Annotated in this window: 1 protein-coding gene; it reads right to left on the bottom strand. The window is 28.1% G+C overall.

Going from position 1 to position 1,515, the window contains the following annotated elements:
- Window positions 1-605 precede the first annotated feature (605 nt).
- The gene (locus BN1765_RS00005; protein ID WP_050613279.1) at window positions 606-1,235 is read right to left on the bottom strand and encodes a lipoprotein; all 630 of its coding nucleotides are present in this window, start codon (window positions 1,233-1,235) and stop codon (window positions 606-608) included.
- Between the last annotated feature and the right edge of the window lie 280 nt (window positions 1,236-1,515).

Here is a 1,515-nt window from a genome sequence, read left to right on the forward strand (position 1 = left end):
ATTTTCACATATCTTCAAGGAACTTCCATCTTGTTGGAGGAAGTTTATTTGTCATGCCTTATTTTCAGTATAGCATGCTTACATTATATTTTTGAGTGAAATGATTGACAAACTATTAGCTGGTTTAGTTTAAGTACAATACTTCACAATACTTAGGTTTTCATTTGCGAGAACTAAATATTAATATGCCTAAAGATAGTCCTATTGCAATAGAAAAAGAAGTTAATACTTCAAAATTAGATTTAAGGAGCTTATTACTAACTAAACCAATAAGAAAAAAGATTAAAAAATTCTTTAAAAACTGATTAATGTATTTTTTCACACAATAAAACCCCTTTTTTTGTCCTTTGTAACTCTCTCTATATTTATCGATACTAACAATAATGAAAATGAAACAATAAATATATAAATAGTAATTTTCACCAAGAATTTCTCCATTTCTATCCCTTGTATTATTTTACCACGAAAGTTAGAAGCTTTCTTTCACTAAACTGCCACGTTAGCCGCATAAGAAAAAACTATCTAAATGACAGCTCTGATTTTCTGCTATGTAACTTTAGGTTAATTGAAAAAGACTGCTTATTAGCAGTCAGTTATGTTTACATTTAAAAAGACCACATCTCATCTTCTGAAATCCATTTTTTATTAATTAAGTCATATGATTTATATTCATCGTGAAAAGAGAAATAGGATGGTAATCCAGATTCTTGACCGTTGTTTGCTGTTATCCAACAATCCTCAAACCAGTCTTTTATTACTTCCTGTTCTTTAGGAACAATCGTTTCTGCATTTTCCTCATAAAATGTAGAAAAAAGATTCATTTGATTATCTGATATCTGATAATATTTAATATTATCAATTATATTCATACTACCAGAAAATAAATTAGAATCATTACCTTCATAAAAAACTTCATTAGCTTCTTTATCCATCGAGAACATAACGATTGATAAGGTATAGTGTGTCGGATCAACAAAAGTTGAAAAATCTAACAGTTCTACTTCAGAATAAAAAGTTAGGTTATCTATTTCCTTTAATTTATCAATTAGATTTTTAGAATTCAATTCAAGGACATCCTCTATATCTTGTAGATAGGCATCAATCGTAAACATATTTTTCTCCTTATAATCGTCTGTTTTAGTTTCTTCTAAACTTTCTTCTTTAATGTTACTATTTGATTCTTGACAACCACTCAACAATAGTAAAAAAAGAAAAAGGTATAGCATCTTTCTCATTCATCCAACCCCATACTCTAAGTATTTTTACCTTTTAACTCAATAGTATCAATTTAAAAGTGTGCCATTTAAGTTAATTGTATTTATTTTCTAATTATTATATCACTAACTCTTCAACTGTTCATCTTCCACTAACCTGCCACGTTAGTTGAGTAAGACAAGATAAAACAACAATCGTTACGAACCAGTATCATAACAAAAAAGACCGAACATATTTTATATGTATAATATGTTCGGTCTTTTTATTTACATAGGTTTGAGAGTTGTCACCCTTAGATAA

The sequence above is a fragment of the Bacillus testis genome (assembly GCF_001243895.1).
Lineage (GTDB): Bacteria > Bacillota > Bacilli > Bacillales > DSM-1321 > Bacillus_AD > Bacillus_AD testis.

What these genes read in the sequence shown, in the direction of transcription:
- BN1765_RS00005 (WP_050613279.1), bottom strand. Translation starts at nt 1,235, where the DNA reads ATGAGAAAGATGCTATACCTTTTTCTTTTTTTACTATTGTTGAGTGGT.